Source organism: Streptomyces sp. UNOC14_S4, assembly GCF_020740835.1.
In the GTDB taxonomy this organism is placed as follows: Bacteria; Actinomycetota; Actinomycetes; order Streptomycetales; family Streptomycetaceae; genus Streptomyces.
In genome coordinates, this window is the sequence record NZ_JAINFC010001015.1 from 1 (window position 1) to 770 (window position 770).

General features: G+C 70.6%; 1 protein-coding gene. It reads left to right on the plus strand.

Annotated features, from left to right (window positions below; all coding sequences use genetic code 11):
* Positions 1 to 769: ABC transporter ATP-binding protein (locus K6I34_RS37650; RefSeq protein WP_229332499.1), on the plus strand; the 769-nt coding region annotated here is incomplete at its 5' end.
* Between the last annotated feature and the right edge of the window lies 1 nt (position 770).

The window sequence follows — 770 nt, forward strand, 5'->3', positions numbered from 1 at the left end:
CTTCGGCGTCCAGACCGCCGCCCGCCCGACCGCGGTCGCCGCCCACGCCACGGATCTCACCAAGGTCTACGGCCACGGCGAGACCCAGGTGGTCGCGCTGGACGCGGTCTCGGTGCAGTTCCACCAGGCCCAGTTCACCGCGATCATGGGCCCGTCCGGCTCCGGCAAGTCCACGCTGATGCACTGCATGGCGGGCCTCGACACCGTCTCGCGCGGCTCCGCCCGCATCGGTGACACCGAGCTGACCACGCTCAACGACAAGAAGCTCACCCGCCTGCGCCGGGACAAGATCGGCTTCATCTTCCAGGCGTTCAACCTGCTGCCGACCCTGACCGCCCTGGAGAACATCACGCTCCCCATGGACATCGCGGGCCGCAAGCCCGACCAGGCGTGGCTGGACATGGTGGTCGAGACCGTGGGCCTGTCCGGACGGCTCAAGCACCGCCCGAACCAGCTCTCGGGAGGCCAGCAGCAGCGCGTGGCCGTCGCGCGCGCCCTCGCCGGCAAGCCCGAGATCATGTTCGCCGACGAGCCCACCGGAAACCTCGACTCGCGCTCCGGCGCCGAGGTCCTCGGCTTCCTGCGCAACTCCGTGCGCGAACTCGGCCAGACCGTCGTCATGGTCACCCACGACCCCGTCGCCGCCTCCTACGCCGACCGCGTCGTCTTCCTGGCCGACGGCCGCATCGTCGACGAGCTCCACGCCCCGACCGCCGACGCCGTCCTCGACCGCATGAAGCGCTTCGACGCCAAGGGCCGCACGAGCTGAC